This window comes from Streptomyces sp. S186 (assembly GCF_051603415.1).
Classification (GTDB): Bacteria; Actinomycetota; Actinomycetes; order Streptomycetales; family Streptomycetaceae; genus Streptomyces.
The window spans coordinates 6904742-6923983 of sequence record NZ_CP193932.1; the positions used below are offsets into that span (position 1 = coordinate 6904742).

A 19242-nucleotide genomic window follows, 5' to 3' on the forward strand; every position below is an offset into this window, starting at 1 on the left:
GGCGAGAGCACCGCCTGGACGCATTGTTCGCGGAGCAGGTGAAGAGGACACCGGACCGCACGGCGGTGGTGTTCGAGGGCCGGGCGGTGAGCTACCGCGAACTCGACGACCGGGCCGAGCGCCTGGCCGCCGTGCTGGCCGCGCGCGGGGCCGGCCCCGAGCGGTTCGTCGCGCTGCTGCTGCCCCGCTCCGCCGACCTGGTCGTGGCGATCCTCGCGGTGCTGAAGTCGGGCGCCGGCTACGTCCCGATCGACCCGGAGTACCCGGCCGACCGCATCACCTACATCCTCGGCGACGCCCGCCCGGTGACGACGGTCACCACCGAGGACCTCCGGGACGCCCTGGCCGGGGAGCCCGCCGCGGCCGGGACGGACTGGCTGGTCATGGCCACCTGGGAGCGGGAGGCCACCGAAGCCGCCGAGGCCGCGGCCCGGCGCGCGACCGGGGCGGACGCCGCGCCCGTCCCGGCCGGCCCCCGCTCCCCGGAGAACCCGGCCTACGTCATCTACACCTCCGGCTCCACCGGCCGGCCCAAGGGCGTGGTCGTCCCGCACGGCAACGTCGCGCGGCTGCTGTCGTCCACCGCCCACTGGTACGGCTTCGACGAGCACGACGTCTGGCCGCTGTTCCACTCCTTCGCCTTCGACGTGTCGGTCTGGGAGATCTGGGGCGCGCTGCTGCACGGCGGCCGGCTGGTGGTCGTCCCGCACGCCACCACCCGAGCCCCCGCCGACTTCCTGCGGCTGCTGGTCGAGGAGCGGGTGACCGTCCTCAACCAGACGCCGTCGGCGTTCTACCAGCTGATGGCCGCCGACCGGGAGCACCCCGAACTCGGCGCCGAACTCGCCGTGCGTTACGTCGTCTTCGCCGGCGAGGCGCTGGACCTCGGCAAGCTCGCCGACTGGTACGAGCGCCACGACGACGGGACCGCCGGCGGTCCGACGCTGGTCAACATGTACGGCATCACCGAGACCACGGTGCACGCCTCCTTCCTGGCGCTGGATCGGGAGAGCGCGGCCCGCGCCGCGGGCAGCGCCGTCGGCGTCGCCCTCCCCGACCTGGCCTTCCATGTGCTGGACGAGGACCTGCGGCCGGTGCCGGTGGGCGCCGAGGGCGAGCTGTACGTGGCCGGTCCTGGCCTGGCCCGCAACTACGCGGGGCGGCCTGGGCTGACCGCGGAGCGCTTCGTGGCCTGCCCGTTCGGCCCGCCCGGGGCGCGGATGTACCGCTCCGGCGACCTGGTGCGGCGGCTGCCCGACGGTGGTCTGGAATACCTCCGGCGCAGCGACGACCAGGTCAAGATCCGCGGCTTCCGGATCGAGCTGGGTGAGATCTCGCACGCGCTGGCCCAGGACCCCTCGGTCGACCAGGCCGCCGTGGTCGTGCGCGACGAGGCGTCGGGCGAGCGCCGGCTGGTCGCGTACGTCGTGCCGTCGGGCGCCGGCCGCCCCACGCCGTCCCGGCTGCGCGCCGCGCTGGCCACCCGGCTGCCCGGCTACATGATCCCCACCGCGTTCCACACCCTGCCGGCCTTCCCGCTGACCGCCAACGGCAAGCTGGACCGCCGGGCGCTGCCCGCGCCGACCCGCGAGGACAGCGTCGACGCCGCCTACCGCGCTCCGGAGGGCGCCACCGAGGAGGCGCTGGCCGGTATCTGGCGGGAGGTGCTCGGTGCCGAACAGGTCGGCGCCGAGGACGACTTCTTCGAGCTGGGCGGCGACTCGCTGTCCGTGGTGCGGGTACTGTCGCGGATGCGCACCGCCCTCGGACTGCACCTGACCGCCGCCGAGTTCTTCGCCGCCCCCACGGTCCGCGCGCTGGCCCGGCGCCGCGCCGCGGCCGGCGAGGGACAGGACGGGCGGATACCGGCCGCGCCGCACACCGGCGCGCTGCCGCTGTCCTTCACCCAGCAGCGGTTCTGGCTGTTCCACGAACTCGACCCGGGCGAGGTCGAGTACAACGTGCACTCCGCGCTGCGGCTGCGCGGCCCCCTCGACACCGCGGCGCTGCGCACCGCCCTGGCCGGGCTGATCGCCCGTCACGAGCCGCTGCGCACGACGGTGCTGTCCCGGGACGGCCGCCCCACCGCGGTGATCGCCCCGGCCGGGGGCCACCCCGTGCCGCTGGACGTGCGGGACCTCACCGCGCTGAGCGGCGCGGAGCTGGAGGATGCCCAACGGCGGCTGCTGGCCGAGGAGGTGGCCCGGCCGTTCGACCTGGCCGCCGGGCCGGTGCTGCGGGTGCTGCTGATCAGCCGCAGTGACCGCGACCACGTCCTGGTGATCGGCGTGCACCACGTCGCCACCGACGGCTGGTCGATGGGGCTGATCACCGACGAGCTGAGCACCCGCTACCACGCCGCATGCCGCGGCGTCCCCGTGGACCTGGCGCCGCTGCCGGTCCGTTACGGGGACTACGCCGCCTGGCAGCGCGCCCTCGCCGCCGACGGCCGGCTGGCGCCGCAACTCGACTACTGGCGCGGCCGGCTGGCGGGGGTGACCCCGCTGCAGCTGCCCACCGACCGGCCCCGGCCCGCGGTACGGACCTCCGCCGGCGCGGCATACCGCTGCACCCTGGACCGCCGGCTGGTCGCCGGGCTCAAGGAGCTCGGCGCGGCCCACGGCGCCACGCTCTTCATGACGCTGACCGCCGCGCTCCAGGTCCTCCTCGCGCGCTGGTCCGGGCAGCGCGACATCGCCCTGGGCACCGCCGTCTCGGGCCGCGACCACCCCCAGGTCGAGCGCCTGGTCGGAGCGTTCATCAACACCGTGGTGCTGCGCTCCGACGTCCGCGGCGAGCTGCCGTTCGACGCCTTCCTCGGCGAGGTGCGCCAGACCGTACTGGGCGCCTTCGCCCACCAGGACGTGCCGTTCGACCACGTCGTGGACGCGCTGGGCGTGGAGCGCGACCCGAGCCGCACCCCGGTGGTGCAGGCGATGCTGCTGCTGCAGAACGCCCCAGCAGCCGCCGAGGAGTTCGCCGGCCTGCGCACCGAGACCGTCCCGCTGCCGCGACCGGCCGCGATCTTCGACCTCACGGTCGACGTCACCGAACGGGCCGGCGCGCTGGAGGTCTCGGTCGAGTACAACACCGACCTGTTCGACGCGGCGACGATCGAGCGGCTGGCGGGCCAACTCCGGGTGCTGCTGGACGCCGTCCGCACCGCCCCGGGCACCCCGCTGCACGACCTGCCGCTGCTCACCGCCGACGAGCGCCGCACCGTGCTCCACGACTGGAACGACACCGCCACCCCGCTGCCCACGACGCTGGGCGTGCACCGCCAGTTCGCCGAGCAGGCGCGCCGCACCCCCGACGCACTCGCCGTCACCCACCGCACGGAGTCCCTGACCTACGCCCGACTCGACGCCCGCGCCAACCAGTTGGCGCGCTTCCTGATCGGTCTCGGGGTCGGCCGCGGCACGCCGGTGGTGCTGCACCTCGACCGCCGGCCGCAGCTGGTCGTGGCGATGCTCGCGGTGCTCAAGGCCGGCGGCGCCTACGTGCCGACCGCGCCGGACACCCCCGCCGCGCGGCTCGGTCAGCTCCTGACGGAAACCGGCACGCCCGTGCTGCTGACCACCGGCGAGCGGGCCGTGGGGCTCCCGGCCACCGGGGCCGCCGTCGTCGATCTCGACGCGGCGGCACCGGAGATCGCCCGCCGGCCCGCGGACGACCCCGGGGTCCCGACCGGCCCCGACGACCTGGCGTACATCGTCCACACCTCCGGCTCCACCGGCCGCCCCAAGGGCGTCGCGGTGCCGCACGGCGCGCTGACCGACTACTGCGCCTGGCACAACGACGCCTGGGACATCGGCCCGCACGACCGGGGCTCCTCGGTGGTCGGGCTCGCCTTCGACGTGGCGGTCGGCGAGGTGTGGCCGTATCTGTGCGCCGGCGCCCGGGTGGACCAGCCCGACCAGGAGACGCTGGACGACCCGACGGCGCTGGTCGAGTGGTTCACCGCGCACGGCACCACGGTGGCCTATCTGCCGACCCCGCGCATCGAATCGCTGCTGGACGTCCCGGCGATCACCGGGACCCGGCTGCGCACCCTCATGGTCATCGGCGACTCGCTGCGCCGCCGGCCGCAGCCGGGGCTGCCGTTCACGCTGGTCAACGCCTACGGCCCGGCGGAGGCGACGGTGGCCGCGACCCAGGCCGCGGTCGCCCCGCTCGGCGCCGGCGCGCCCACCGGCCTGCCGTCCATCGGCGCCCCCCTCTACAACACCGCCGCCTACGTCCTCGACGACCGGCTCCGCCCGGCCCCCGTCGGGGTGCCCGGCGAGCTGTACCTCGCCGGCGCGGGGCTGGCCCGCGGCTACTTCGGCCGCCCCGACCTGACCGCCGAGCGCTTCGTGGGCTGCCCGTTCGGGCCGCCCGGGACGCGGATGTACCGCACCGGCGACATCGTGCGCTGGCTGCCGGACGGCACCCTGGACTTCCTCGGCCGCGCCGACAACCAGGTCAAACTCCGCGGCTACCGCATCGAGTTGGGCGAGATCGAGAGCGCGCTGGCCCGCCGGCCGGAGCTCGCGCAGGTCTTCGTCACCGTCCGGGAGCCCGCACCGGGCCGCCGCGCACTGGTCGCCTACGTGGTCCCCGACCGCGGCGCGGCACCCGACCCGGAGGAACTGGCCGCGCACCTCGCCTCCGTACTGCCGGAGTACATGGTCCCGTCCGCCTTCGTCGTGCTCGACGCGCTGCCGCTGACCCCGAACGGCAAGATCGACCGGCGGGCGCTGCCCGACCCGGAGCCGGCCGCGGCCGACACCGCCTACGCCGCGCCCCGCAACGCTGTCGAGGAAGCCCTGGCCGCCGTCTGGGCCGAGGTGCTCGACGTCGAACGGGTCGGCGTGCACGACAACTTCTTCGCCCTGGGCGGCGACTCGATCGCCGGGCTGCGGGTCGCGGTGCTGGCCCGCAAGGCCGGTCTGCGGCTGGCGTCCAAGGACCTCTTCCGGCTGCAGACCATCGCCGCGCTCGGCCCGGCCGTGACCGTGGACCGGCGGCCCGCCGAACCGGAAGGGAAGGCGGCCGAGCGGGCGTTCGCCCTGAGCGGCCTGGACGCGGCCGGCATCGCGCGGCTCGGCGCCACCGGCGCCCCGGCCGAGGACGCCTACCCGCTCACCCCCATGCAGAGCGGGCTGCTCTTCCACAACCTCATGGACACCGAACGCGGCCTGTACGTCGAGCACTTCCACTTCGTGCTGGACGGCATCCACGCACCGGAGCTGCTCGCCGACGCCTGGCAGCGCGTGGTGGACCGCACCCCGGTGCTGCGCACCGACCTGTTCTGGGAAGGGCTGGCCGAACCCCTCCAGGTCGTGCGGTCCGGCGCGCGGATACCCGTGGCACACCTGGACTGGACCGCGCTGGACGAGACCGGGCAGCGGGCGGCGCTCACCCGCCACCTGGCCGAGGACCGGGCGCGCGGCCTCGATCTGCACCGCGCGCCGCTGATGCGGCTTGCCCTCGCCCGGCTCGGCGCCGGCCGGCTCCAACTGGTGTGGACCTTCCACCACCTGCTGCTGGACGGCTGGAGCGCGCTCCAGGTGCTTGCCGAGGTGCTGGGGGAGTACGCCGCGCTCGCCGACGGCGTGCCGTACACCGCACCGGAGCGGCACACCTACGCCGAGTTCGTCGCCTGGCTCGCCGCCCAGGACGGCGCCGCGGCCGAGACGTACTGGCGGGCGGCGCTCACCGGACGCGAGTCGCCCACCCCGCTGCCCTACGACCGGCCGCCCACCGGCACCCACCGGGCCGCCCCCGACGCCACCCGCACGCTGCGGCTGTCCGCCGCGGAGACCGCCCGGCTCGGGGAGGTCGCCCGCCGCGCCGGGGTCACGCTGAACACCGTCGTACAGGGCTTGTGGGCACTGCTGCTCGCCCGGTACAGCGGAGAACGGGACGTGCTGTTCGGCGCGACGGTCGCCGGCCGCCCGGACGACCTGGCCGGCGCCGAGTCGGTGATCGGACTGTTCATCAACACCCTGCCGGTGCGCGTCGAGGTCGATCCGGACGCCGCCCTGCCGGCCTGGCTGCGCAGGGTGCAGGACGAGCAGGCCGAGGCACGCGACCACGAGCAGGTCTCCCTCGCCCAGGTGCAGGGATGGGCCCCGGAGCGCTCGGACGGCGCGCTGTTCGACTCCGTGCTGGCCTTCGAGAACTTCCCCGCCGAGGTGGGCGTCGCCCGCCGGTACGGCCTCCGGCTCGACGCCATCGAGGCCAGCAACACCTCCAACTACCCGCTCAACGCCATCGTGTACGCCGGCGACGAACTGTCCGTGGTGCTGGCCTACGACACCGCGCTGTTCGACCACGGCACCGTCGAGCGGCTGACCGGGCACCTGCGCACCCTCCTGACGGAGACCGCCCGCGACCCCGACCGCCGGGTCCGTGAGCTGCCCTGGCTCACCGCGGCCGAGCGGCACACCATCGTGGACACCTGGACCGACACCGCCTCGGCGTACCCGGTCGACCGCCGGCTCGACACGGTCATCGCCGCACGCGCCGCGGCCCGCCCGGACGCCGTGGCCGTCGTCGAAGGCGAACGGCGGCTGACCTACGGCGAGTTGGACCGGCGGGCCAACCGGCTGGCGCACCACCTGCGGGCGGCCGGCGCCGGCCGGGGCGCGCTGGTCGGGATCGCCGTGGAGCGCAGCATCGAGGTCGTGGTTGCCATCCTGGGCACCCTCAAGGCGGGCGCCGGGTACGTCCCGCTCGACCCGGAGTTCCCCGCGCAGCGGCTGGCCGCCATGCTCGCCGAGTCCCGCCCCGCGGTCCTGCTCACCCAGGAACACGTGCGGGCCCAACTGCCCCCGACGGACGCCCGCGTGGTCTGCCTGGACCGGGACCTGACGGCCGTCGCCGCACAGCCGGACACCGCCCCGGAGGGCCCCGGCGACGCCGGTGACCTGGCGTACGTCACCTACACCTCCGGCTCGACCGGCCGCCCGAAGGGGGTGATGGTGGAGCACCGCTCGCTGTTCAACATCGTCACCGAGGCCATCCGGCTCTACGACCTCGGCCCCGGCAGCCGGATGCTGCAGTTCTACACGATGAGCTTCGACGGCGGCGTCTGGGAGGTCTTCCTGACGCTGGCGTCCGGCGCCACCCTCGTCATCGCCACGCCCGAGGCGCGGCAGAGCCCGGCCCGGCTCGCCGAGCAGCTGCGCGCGGAGTCGATCAGCGCGCTGACGCTGCCGCCCGCGGTGGCCGCGGTGCTGGACGCGGCGGCCCTGCCCGGCGTGCGCAGCCTGGGACTGGCCGGCGACGTGCTGGCGCCCGAGCTCGCCCGTGAATGGGCGCGCGGGCGACGGCTGTTCAACATCTACGGGCCCAGCGAGGCGACCCTGTCGGTGGCGCTGCACCGCGTCGACCCCGAGGCGGCCGGCCGCCGGGTACCGCTCGGCCCGCCGGTGCCCAACACCCGCTGCTACGTCCTGGACGAGCGGCTGGCCGTCGTACCGGTCGGCGTCACCGGAGAGCTGTACCTCGGCGGCGCGGGCCTGGCCCGCGGCTATCTGGGCCGCCCGGACCTGACCGCCCAGCGCTTCGTCGCCGACCCGTTCGGCCCGCCCGGCAGCCGCCTCTACCGCACCGGCGACCTGGTGCGCTGGACCCCCGAGGGCCGGCTGGAGTTCGCCGGGCGGGTGGACAACCAGGTCAAGATCCGCGGCTATCGCGTGGAGCCCGCCGAGGTGGAGAGCGCCCTGCTGCGGCAGCCCGGCGTCGCGGAGGCGGCGGTGATCGCCCGGGACGACGGCACCGGCCACAAGCGGCTGGTCGGCTACGTCGTCACGGACCCGGCCGGCCCGGCGGGCGGCGCGGCGGCGGACACCACCGCACTGCTGCGCGCCCTGGCGGGCGAACTGCCCGGCTACATGGTGCCGTCGGCCCTCGTCGCCCTGGCGGCGCTGCCGCTCGGCCCCACCGGCAAGGTCGACGTCCGGGCGCTGCCCGCACCGGACCCGGCCGGCCGGGCCGCCGCCGCACCGGTCGCCCCCCGCACCCCCACGGAGGAGGCCCTGGCCGCCCTCTGGGCGGAGCTGCTGGGCCTCGCCCAGGTCGGGGTCGAGGACAACTTCTTCGACCTCGGCGGCGACTCCGTCACCAGCCTGCGCCTGATGGCACGGATGAGCGGCGCGTTCGGCGTGGAGGTCTCGCCCCGCGACTTCTTCGACGCTCCCACCATCGCCGCACTCGCCGAGCGCCTGGAGGACACGATCCTGGCGCAGTTGGAAGAAGCCGTCGGAGGCGGCGCCCTATGACCAGCTCTGCAGCGGACCAGCCCGAGAACCCGACCACCGCCCCGGCGTCCCGGGCCGCACGCACCGCCGCGCTGCCCGCCCACGCCCGGGAGCTGCTGCGCGCCCGGCTCGCCGGCAAGGCGGCCGCGGCGCCCGGCGCCGAGCCGATCCCGCGCCTCGGGCACGACGGCCCGGTCCCGCTCTCGCCCGCCCAGGAACGCCTGTGGTACCTGCACGAACTCGAACCGGACAGCAACGAGTACAACACCCTGCGGGTGCTGCGGCTGCACGGCCGGCTCGACCTCGACGCCCTCACCGGGGCACTGACCGGCGTCGTCGCCCGGCACGGGGCGCTGCGCACCACCTTCGACTCCCTTGACGGCCGGGCGCGGCAGACCGTGCACCCGCCCGGGAAGCCGGAGTTCCCGCTCGTCGACCTGTCGGCGGCGGCCGACGACGAGCGGGACGACGCGCTGCGCACCCTGCTGCTGGCCGAGGCCCGGCGCCCGTTCGACCTGCGCCGCGGCCCGGTGCTGCGGGCCCGGCTGATCCGGCTGGCCGCCGACGACCACGTCCTGGCGCTGGGTCTGCACCACATCGTCACCGACGGCTGGTCGACGGGTGTCCTCCAGGGCGAGCTGACCGCCCTGTACACCGCCGCGGTACGCGGGGAGCCGGCCCGGCTGCCCGAACTCCCGGTGCGCTTCACCGACGTCGCCGCCTGGCAGCACGACCGGCTGACCGCCGAGCGGCTGGCCGCCGGGCTCGACCACTGGCGCCACGCGCTGGCCGGACTGACCCCGCTCGACCTGCCGACCACCCGCCCGCGGCCGCCGGTGCGCACCAGCGCCGGCGCGCTGCACACCTTCGAGGTGCCCGAGGAGCTCACCGCCCGGCTCAGGGCCCTGGGCCGGGCGCACGGCGCCACCCTGTTCATGACACTGGTCGCCGCGGTCCAGCTGCTGCTGTCCCGCCGGACCGGGCAGCTGGACCTGGCGGTGGGCACCGCGGCGGCCGGCCGCGGCCGCCCGGAGACCGAGCACCTCGTCGGCTTCTTCGTCAACAACCTGGTGCTCCGTACCCGCATCGCGGAGGACCGCCCGTTCACCGAGCTGCTGACCGCCGTGCGCGGCACCGTCCTGGACGCCTTCGCGCACGAGGACGTGCCGTTCCAGCGGGTCGTCGAGGCGCTGCGGCCGGAGCGCGACCCCAGCCGGCCGCCGCTGGCCGAGGTCGCGGTGAACCTCCACAACACCCCGCGCGCCGGCACCGAGATCCCGGGCCTGCGGGTCGAGGAGCTGCTGCCGCCGGTGGTCACCTCCAGCATGGAGCTGGCCTTCGACTTCACCGAGCGGGACGGCCGCCTCGACGGGCATCTCACCTACAACACCGACCTGTTCGACGCGGACACCGCCGCCCGCACCGCCGCCGGGCTGCTCACCCTCCTCGACGACCTGACGGCGCGGCCCGCCGTCCCGGTGGCGGAACTGGCCGTGCTGCCGGCCGGCGAGCGCCGCGAGGTGACCGAGGAGTGGCCGCACTCCGGCCCCGGCCGCCCGCCCCGCACCATCCCGGAACTCTTCGCCGCGCAGGTGGCCCGCACCCCGGACGCCGACGCCCTGGTCACCGACGAGGAGACCGTCGGCTACGCCGAACTGGACGCCCGCGCCAACCGGTTGGCGCGGCTGCTGCTCGCCCGCGGCGCCGGCCCGGAGACGCTGGTGGCGCTGGCGCTGCCGCGCTCCGCGGAGACCGTCGTGGCGATCCTCGCCGTCCTCAAGGCCGGCGCCGCCTATCTGCCGCTGGACCCGAGGAACCCGGCCGAACGCAACCGGCTGATGGTCCAGGACGCCCGCCCGCTGCTGGTGCTCACGGTGTCCGGCTTCGACGGCGGCACCGACCTCGGCGCGCCCGCGCTGCTGCTCGACGGCCCCGAGGCCGGCGCCGCCCGGTACGACGGTGCCCCGCTGACCGCCGACGAGCTGCCGGCCCCGCTGCTGCCCGAACACCCGGCGTATGTCATCTACACCTCCGGCTCGACCGGCCGCCCCAAGGGCGTGGTGGTCACCCACGCCGGTGCGCACGGCCTGGCGGCGGGACAGTCGGCGCACTTCCGCTCGGGTCCCGGCGCCCGGGTGCTGTCGTTCGCCGCCCTCGGCTTCGACGCCGGCTTCTCCGAGTTCGGGATGGCGCTGCTGTCCGGCGGCGCGCTGGTGGTCGTCGGCCAGGAACGCATCCTGCCCGGCCCGCCGCTCACCGAGGTGCTGACCGCATACCGGGTCACCCATGTGACGCTGCCGCCCGGCGCGCTCTCCGCGCTCACCCCGGGGACGCTGCCCGCGGACCTGACGCTGATCGTGGCCGGCGAGAGCTGCCCGCCGGCGGTGGCCCGCGCCTGGTCCGCGCACCACCGCATGATCAACGCCTACGGCCCGACCGAGGCCACCGTCTGCGCCAGCATGAGCCGCCCGCTGACCCCCGGCACCGTCGGTGCCGCGGTCCCCATCGGCCGCCCGCTGCCCGGCCTGCGGGTCAGCGTCCTGGACGACCGGCTGCGCCCGGTGCCGGCCGGCGTCCCCGGCGAGGTGTACCTCTCCGGCATCGCCCTGGCCCGCGGCTACCTGGGACGTACCGCGCTGACCGCGGAACGCTTCGTCGCCGACCCGTACGGCCCGCCCGGCAGCCGGATGTACCGCACCGGCGACCGCGCCCGCTGGCTGCCCGGCGGCGACCTCGACTACCTGGGCCGCACCGACGACCAGGTCAAGCTGCGCGGCTTCCGGATCGAACTCGGCGAGGTCGAGGCCGTGTTGTCCCGCCACGACGGCGTCACGGCGGTGGCCGCCGCTGTCCACAAGGACGAGCGCGGCACCCGCCGCCTGGTCGCCTACGCCGTCCCGGCCGCCCCCACGGGCCCCGCGGACACCGACGCCGCCGCCCGCCTGCGGGAGTTCGCCCGCGCGGCGCTGCCCGAGCACACGGTGCCCTCGGTCGTCGTCCTGCTGGACCGCCTCCCGCAGAACGCCAACGGCAAGGTCGACCGGCGGGCGCTGCCGGCCCCCGACCTGCGCCGGACCGGCCACGCCCCCCGGGTCGCCCCGCGCACCCCGGCGGAACGGACCCTGGCCCGCATCTGGTCGGAGGTCCTCGGGGTCGACGACCTCGGCGTCGAGGACAACTTCTTCGACCTGGGCGGGGACTCCATCCTCAGCCTCCAGGTGGTGGCCCGGGCCCGGGCCGCCGGACTGCGGGTGACCGCCAAGCAGACCTTCCTGCGGCAGACCATCGCCGACCTGGCCGCCGAGGCCGTCGCCGAGGCCGAGGCCGTCGCGCCGGAACCGGCCGACGACGGGCCGGTCACCGGCGAGCTGCCGCTCACCCCCATCCAGCACTGGTTCTTCGACACCCTCGGCGCCAGCCTGGAGCAGTTCAACCAGTCGCTGTACCTGGAGCTGGCCGAGGACCCGGACCACGCGGCGCTGCGCACCGCGCTGGCCGCGCTCACCGCGCACCACGACGCGCTGCGGCTGCGCGCGGAGCCCGACGGCGACCGGTGGCGGCTGCACCACGCCGCCGCCGAGACCGGCGAAATCCTCGTCCCCGTCGACCTGTCCGGCCTCGCCCCGCAGGCCCAGGACGCCGCGATGGCGGCCGCGATCGACGCCGCCCAGCGCGGCTTCGACCTGGCCGCGGGACCGCTGCTGCGCGCCCGGCTGTTCACCCTGGGGGCCGGCCGGCCGGCCCGGCTGTACCTCGTCGCCCACCACCTCGTCGTCGACGGGATGTCCTGGCGCATCCTCCTGGCGGACCTGGAGACCGGCTACCGCCAGGCCCTGGCCGGCCGGCCGGTCGACCTGGGCCCCCGGACCACCTCCTTCCGCGACTGGTCGCGCCGGCTGTCCCGGCACGCCGCCGAGGACGGTCTGCGCGACGAACTCCCGTACTGGGAAGCCGCGTCGGCCGACGCACGCCAGGCCGCACCGCTCCCGGCGGACGTGACCGGCGCGCCGGACGGCAACACCGCGGGCTCGGCCCGTACGGTCACCGCACGGCTCTCCGCCGAGGCCACCGACGCCCTGCTCCGCCAGGTGCCCGAGGCGTACCGCACCCAGATCAACGACGTGTTGCTGAGCGCGCTGGGCCGGGTGCTGGCCGACTGGACGGGCGGCGACCGGGTCCTGGTCGCCCTGGAGGGCCACGGCCGGGAGGACCTCTTCGACGACGTCGACCTCAGCCGCACCGTCGGATGGTTCACCACCGTCTTCCCGGTCACCCTGCGACTGCCCGGCGACCGCGACTGGGGGACGGTCCTCAAGAGCGTCAAGGAGCAGTTGCGCGCGATACCGCGCAACGGCCTGGGCCACGGCGTGCTGCGCCACCTCGCGGGACCCGGCACCCGGCTCGCCACCGGCCCGGAACCGGAGGTCGGCTTCAACTACCTCGGCCGGCTGGAGGCCACCGCCGGACCCGGCGGCCTGGCCCGCGCGCTGCTGGACAGCCCCGGTGCCGAACGGGCCGCCGGCCAGCGCCGGCACCACCTGCTGGAGATCAACGGCCAGGTGACCGGCGGCCGGCTGGAGTTCGCCTGGACGTACTCCACCGAGCGGCACCACGCGGAGACCGTCGAGCGGCTCGCGGCGGCGTTCATGGCCGCGCTGGAGGCGATCGTGGCGCACTGCGCCGAGCCCGGCTCCGGCGGCGCCACCCCCTCCGACTTCCCGCTGGCCGCCCTCGACCAACCCACCGTGGACCGGATCGCCGGCGACGGCCGGGCCGTCGAGGACGTCTACCCGCTCACGCCCATGCAGAGCGGCATGCTCTTCCACGCGCTCAGCGAGTCCGGACGCGACCCGTACACCGGGCACTTCGGCGTCCGGATCGACGGGGTCACCGACCCCGGGGCGCTGGCCGCGGCCTGGCAGCAGGTCGTGGACCGCACCCCGGCGCTGCGCACCGCGATCGTCTGGCAGGACGTCGCCGAGCCGCTGCAGGTGGTGCACCGCACCGCCCGCGTCCCGGTGACCCACCACGACCTGCGGGCGCTGACCGAGCAGGACCGGCAGGCGACGCTGGACGAGCTGTGGGCCCGGCGCGCCGACACCGTCATCGACCTCGCACAGCCGCCCGCGCTGCGGCTGACCCTGGTGCGGCTGACCGACACCGCGGTGCAGATGTACTGGACCTCGCACCACATCCTGATGGACGGCTGGAGCTTCGCCGGGCTGCTGTCGGAGGTGTGCGCCGGCTACGCCGCGCTGACCGACGGCCCGCGCACCGCCGCCCCGGCCCGCCGCCCGTACCGCGACTACGTGCGCTGGCTGGGCGAACAGGACGAGGCGGCGGCGCGGGCCCACTGGCGGTCGGTGGTCGACGGCTTCACCGTGCCGACCCCGCTGCCCTACGACCGGCAGCCGGTGAAGGCGCACGGCACCCGCTCCTCCCGCGAGGTGCAGGTCACGCTGTCCGCCGAGCGCACCGCCCGGCTGACCGAGGCCGCCCGGGCGGCCCGGCTGACCGTCAACACCCTGGTGCAGGGCGCCTGGGCGGCACTGCTGGCTCGCTACTCCGGCGCCGACGACGTCTGCTTCGGCACCACCGTCTCCGGCCGGCCGGCGACCCTGCCGGGCGCCGAGGCGATGGCCGGCCTGTTCATCAACACCGTTCCGGTGCGGGCGCGGATCGACGGCACCCCGGCCGTCGAGTGGCTGCGCGACCTCCAGGGCGCGCAGCTCGACTCCCGGCAGTACGAGCACGTCTCGCTGGCGCAGATCCAGCGCGCCAGCGGCGTCCCGGCCGGCACCAACCTCTTCGACAGCATCGTGGTCTTCGAGAACTACCCCTACGACGGCGACGCCGCCGCCGGGTACGGCCTCGGGCTGGGCACGTTCCAGGGCGACGAGGTCACCAACTACGCGCTCACCCTGACCGCGTATGCGGCCGACACGCTGCACCTCAACCTCGGCTACGACCCGGACCTGTTCGACGAGGCCACCGTGCGCCGGCTGACCGGGCACCTGGCGACGCTGCTCGACGGCATCGTCACCGCCCCGGACACCCCGATGGACGACCTCCCGCTGCTCGACGCGGCGGAGCGCGAGCGCCTCCTGGTGCGGTGGAACGACACCGCCGCCGCCTTCCCGCCGCCCCGGCCGGTCCACGAGCTGTTCGCCGAGCGGGCCGCCCGTACCCCGGACGCGGTGGCGGTCACCGACGCCGAGCGCCGGCTGACCTTCGCCGAACTGGAAGCCCGCGCCAACCAGTTGGCCCACCACCTGGTCGGCCTGGGCGTCGGCCCCGGCACCCTGGTCGGGGTCTGCGCCGACCGCGGGGTGGACGCCGTGGTGGCGCTGCTCGGTGTGCTGCGGGCCGGCGGCGCGTTCGTGCCGCTGGACCCGGCCTATCCGGCGGAACGGCTGCGGATCATGCTGGCGGACGCCGCGGTCCCGGTCGTGGTGACCGAGGAACGGCTGCTCGACCGCACCGCCGGGTACGACGCGGTCACGGTCTGCCTGGACCGCGAACAGCCGCTGCTCCGGGGGCTTCCCACCGGACCGCCGCAGACCGCCGTCACGCCCGGGGACCTGGCGTACGTCATCTACACCTCCGGCACCACCGGCCGGCCCAAGGGCGTGATGGTCGAGCACCGGCACGTCCACCACATGCTGCACGGCTGGGACCGGCGGTACGGCCTGGCCGCCCTGCGGCCGCGGGCGCTGTCGGTCTCCAGCATCTCGGTCGACCTCTTCTTCAGCGACTTCCTGCTCTCCGCCCTCTTCGGCGGCACGATGGTGATCTGCCCGCAGGACGCGGTCGCCGACCAGGTGGCGCTGACCGACCTGCTGCTGGCGAGCGAGGCCCAGCTGATGGTGACCGTGCCGACGCTGGCGCGCGCGGTGGTCGCCGAGCTGACCTGGCGCGGGATCCGGCCGGAGGCGCTGCGGGTGCTGATGGTCGGGTCCGAGGGCTGGCCGGCCGACGCCGCCGCCGAGATCCTCGACGGGCTGGCACCGGGCACGGTGCTGGTCAACGCCTACGGCTCGACCGAGACCACGGTCGACTCCACGGTCTTCCAGCTCGGCCGGGACCCGCTGGGGGACGCCGCGTTCGTCCCCGTCGGCCGGCCGCTGGCCAACACCCGGATCTACGTCCTGGACGCCCGGATGCGCCCGGTGCCCACCGGCGTCGTCGGCGAGTGCTACATCGGCGGCGACGGCGTCTCCCGCGGCTATCTGGGCCGCCCGGAGCTGACCGCCGAACGCTTCCTCGACGACCCGTTCGCGCCGGAGCCCGGCGCCCGGATGTACCGGACCGGCGACCTGGCGCGCTGGCGCGCCGACGGGAACCTCGAATGCCTGGGCCGGGTCGACGACCAGGTCAAGGTCCGCGGCTTCCGGGTCGAACTGGGCGAGGTGGAGGCCGTGCTGGCCCGGCACCCGGACGTCGTGGCGGCGGCCGCCGCGGTCCGCCGGGACGACGGCGGGCCGGCCCGCCTGGTGGGCTATGTCGTGCCCGCCGCCGGACGGACCCCGGACCCGGGCGCGCTGCGGGCGTTCGCCGCCGAGCGGCTGCCGGCCCCGGCAGTGCCCACCGCCTACGTGGTGCTGGACGCGCTGCCGATGACACCGAGCGGCACCGTCGCCCGGCGCGCCCTGCCGGCCCCGGCCGGCGGCCAGGACCCGGCCCGGCCGTACGCCCCGCCCGCCGACGGCACCGAACTGCTGCTGTGCGGCATCTGGCAGGAGGTGCTGGGCGTCGAACGGGTCGGCGTGCACGACAACTTCTTCGAGCTGGGCGGCGACTCGATCCTCAGCATCCGGGTCATCTCCCGCATCCGGGCGTCCCTGGGCGTGGCTCCCTCGCCCCGCCAGCTCTTCGACACCCCGACGGTGGCCGCGCTCGCCGCGGCCCTCGGCCGGCAGGCGCCCCCCGAGGACGCCGGCCCGCCGCTCACCCGCGCCGACCGCGCTGCCCCGCTGCCGCTGTCGTCCGCCCAGCAACGCCAGTGGTTCCTGCACGACTTCGACCCGGACAGCAGCGAGTACCACATCGTCACCGGCCTCAGGCTCGGCGGCGCGCTGGACGCCGGGGCGCTGGAGCGGGCGCTGACCGGGCTCGTCGCCCGGCACGAGGCGCTGCGCACCACCTACGAGGCCGTCGACGGCGGCGCCCGCCAGATCGTGCACCCGGCGGCCGAGGTGCCCTGCGCCCGTACGGACCTGTCCGGGGTGCCGGCGGAGCGGCGCGAGGACGCCCTGCGCGAGGAGGTGGCGCGCGCCGCGGCCCGGCCGTTCCGCCTGGCCGAGGGCCCGGTGCTGCGTGCCGAACTCTTCCGGCTCGGCGCCCGGGACCACCTGCTGCTGCTGGTCATCCACCACATCGCCACCGACGGCGGTTCGATGGCGGTGCTCTGCGAGGAACTCGGCGTGCTCTACGCCGCGGAGCTGGCCGGCACCGCCCCCGCCCTGCCCGAACTCCCCCTCGGCTACGCCGACTACGCGGCCTGGCAGCGCCGGATGCTGTCCGGGCCGGCGCTGGACGGCCACCTCGCCTACTGGCGCGAACGGCTCGCCGGGGTCCGCCCGCTGGCGCTGCCCACCGACCGGCCCCGGCCGGCGGTCCGCAGCTCCGCCGGCCGGATGCTGCTGGTGGACATCGAGCCGCGGGTGGCAGCCGGCCTCAAGGAGCTGGCGCGCCGCCACGACGCGACGCTGTTCATGGTGCTGACCGCCGCGGTCCAGCTGCTGCTGGCCCGCTGGACCGGCCGGCCGGACATCGTCGTCGGCACCCCCTCCGCCGGCCGCCCCCGGCAGGAACTCGAAGGCGTGGTGGGGCTGTTCGTCAACACCGTCGCGATCCGCTCCACCGTCGAGCCGGACCACACTTTCGGCGAGCTGCTGGAGTCGGTGCGCGGCACCGTGCTGGAGGCGTTCGAGCACGCGGAGGTGCCGTTCGACCGGCTGGTGGAGGAGCTCCGGCCGCGCCGCGACCCGAGCCGCAACGCGCTGGTCGAGGTGTTCGTCGGGCTGGAGACGGACCGCTCGGCACCCCCGGCGCTGCCCGGCCTGACGGTCACCGAGGTCCCGTACGTCAGCGACGAGGTCAGCCACGACCTCAGCTTCGACTTCGTGGACCAGCCGGACGGCCTGCGGGCCGCGATCGGCTACAGCACCGCGCTGTTCGACGACGCGACCGTCGAACGGCTGGCCGGCCGGCTGCTGGCGCTGCTCGCCGCGGCGCCGGAGGACCCCCGCCCGGCGGCCGAGCTGGTGCCGGCGGACCCGGCCGACCCGGCGGCGTCCCCGGTGACCCGACCGGCCGGGCACGACGGCCCGGACGCGGAACCGGACGACGACGCGGCAGAGGAGGCGGCCGCGCCCTACCGCGCGCCCGCCACCGACGCCGAACGGACCCTGGCGGAGATCTGGGCCGCCGTCCTGGGCGTGCCCCGGGTCGGCACCGACGACAACTTCTTCCAGCTGGGCGGCGATTCGCTGCTGAGCATCCAGGCCGTCCAGCGGATGCGGCAGGCCGGCCTGGCGGTGACCACCAAGGACCTGTTCGTCCACCAGAGCATCCGGCCGCTGGCCGCCGTGGCCACGGAACGCGCCCCGGCGGGGCCCGCGGAGACCGCCCCGGCCCCGGTGGCCGAGGACGCCCCGTCGGCGGGCCCGATCCCGCTCACCCCCGCCCAGCACGACTACTTCGCCGGCGTCCCGCTCGCCCCGCACCACTTCACCCAGTCCGTCCTCGTCGAGCTGCACGCCGGCACGGACGAGGCGGCGCTGCGCCGGGCGCTGACCGCGCTGGTCGACCGGCACGAGGCGCTGCGCCACCGCTTCGTCCGCGAGGCCGGCGCATGGCGGCAGTACGCCACCGCGCCGCGGGCGGCGGATGTCCTGCGGCGGCACGACCTGTCGGAGGTACCGGCACACCGACGGGCCGCCGCCATGGACGAGTTGGCCGCCGAGGCCGACGCCGGGCTGGCACTGGACTCCGGCCCGCTGTTCGCGGCGCTGCTGTTCACCTTCGGGCCGGGGGAGCGTCCCGCGCTGTTCCTGACCGCCCACCACCTCGTCGTCGACGGCGTCTCCTGGCGGATCCTGCTGGCCGATCTGGAGGAGGGCTACGCGCAGGCCCACGGTGGCGCACCGGTGTCCCTGGCGGCCCCCGGCAGCACCTTCGGCCGCTGGGCGCACCGGCTCGCCCGGCACGTCGCCGACGGCGCGCTGGACGCCCAGGCCGCGTACTGGCAGGGGCTGCCGCCCGCGACCGAGGTCCCCCGCGACGGCACCGGCCCCGCGGTGGTGGAGTCCGTGCAGACCGTCACGGTGGAGCTGCCCGAGGACCTCAGCGAGGTGCTGCTGCGCCGGTCCGCCGGGGTGTTCCGTACCCGCTTCCACGAGGTGCTGTTCGCCGCGCTGGCCGGAGTGCTGTCCCGCTGGACGGGCGAGCGGCGGGTGGTGTTCGACACCGAGGGGCACGGCAGGGAGGAGCTCTTCGAGGACCTCGACCTGTCCCGTACGGTCGGCTGGTTCACCACCGAGTACCCGGTCGCGCTCGACGTGGGCGACGATCCCGACGACTGGCCCGCGCTCGTCAAGAGCGTGCGCCGGCAGCTGCGGGCGCTGCCCGGCAACGGCTTCGGCTACGGCGCGCTGCGCCGGCTCGGCCCGGCCGGTTCGCCCGGCGCCGCGCTGGCCGAACGCGCCCCGGCCCAGCTGGTGTTCAACTACCACGGGCAGGCCGACGAGGCCCAGCGCACCGGGGAGAGCCGGCTCTACCACGCCTTCGGCGACCCGATCGGCCGCGAGCAGCGACCGGACGAGGTGGTCCGGCACCCGCTTGAGGTGGTCGGCGCCGTCCAGGCCGGACGGCTCCGCTTCACCTGGTACTTCTCGCGCAACGTGCACCACCGGGCGACCGTCGCCAAGGTGGCCGACGACTTCGCCGACGCGCTGCGCGCCCTCGCCCGACACGTCCAGGAGCGCTGACC

General features: G+C 75.9%; 1 protein-coding gene and 1 pseudogene. Both read left to right on the forward strand.

Annotated features, from left to right (window positions below):
- Positions 1-23 precede the first annotated feature (23 nt).
- Positions 24-8270: pseudogene (locus ACRAS8_RS29860) on the forward strand (amino acid adenylation domain-containing protein); the annotation flags it as partial.
- Positions 8267-19240: an amino acid adenylation domain-containing protein gene (locus tag ACRAS8_RS29865; protein ID WP_438489086.1), complete on the forward strand. Its 10974-nt coding sequence runs from the start codon at positions 8267-8269 to the stop codon at positions 19238-19240. The pseudogene ACRAS8_RS29860 and the gene ACRAS8_RS29865, both read left to right, overlap by 4 nt.
- Positions 19241-19242: the final 2 nt, after the last annotated feature.